Below are 619 nucleotides of genomic sequence, written 5' to 3' on the forward strand. Positions count from 1 at the left end.
CCAGAGCCAGAGCGTGACATCGATAAGCCATTCATCATGCCTATCGAAGACGTTTTCTCAATCCAAGGTCGTGGTACTGTTGTAACTGGTCGTGTTGAAGCCGGTATCATCAACGTGAATGACGAAGTTGAAATCGTTGGTATCAAAGAGACTACTAAGTCTACTTGTACTGGTGTTGAAATGTTCCGTAAGCTTCTTGACGAAGGTCGTGCTGGTGAGAACATTGGTGCACTATTACGTGGTACTAAGCGTGAAGACGTTGAACGTGGTCAAGTACTAGCTAAGCCTGGTTCAATCAACCCACACACTACATTCACTTCAGAAGTATACGTACTTTCTAAAGATGAAGGTGGTCGTCATACTCCATTCTTCAAAGGTTACCGTCCACAGTTCTACTTCCGTACAACTGACGTAACTGGTGACGTACAGTTACCAGAAGGCGTAGAAATGGTAATGCCTGGTGATAACATCAAGATGACAGTAACTCTAATCGCACCAATCGCGATGGATGAAGGTCTTCGTTTTGCTATCCGTGAAGGTGGCCGTACTGTAGGTGCTGGTGTTGTAGCAACTATCGTAGAGTAATAATTAACGTTTAAGTTAATTAATACTAAAAAAA

General features: G+C 43.1%; 1 protein-coding gene. It reads left to right on the forward strand.

Features of this window, described 5'->3' with window-relative positions; translation table 11 throughout:
- On the forward strand, nucleotides 1-585 hold a 585-nt coding region (locus tag RF53_RS19065; protein WP_039038579.1), incomplete at its 5' end, for an EF-Tu/IF-2/RF-3 family GTPase.
- Between the last annotated feature and the right edge of the window lie 34 nt (nucleotides 586-619).

Source organism: Pseudoalteromonas sp. ECSMB14103, from assembly GCF_000813065.1.
Taxonomy (GTDB): Bacteria; Pseudomonadota; Gammaproteobacteria; order Enterobacterales; family Alteromonadaceae; genus Pseudoalteromonas; species Pseudoalteromonas marina.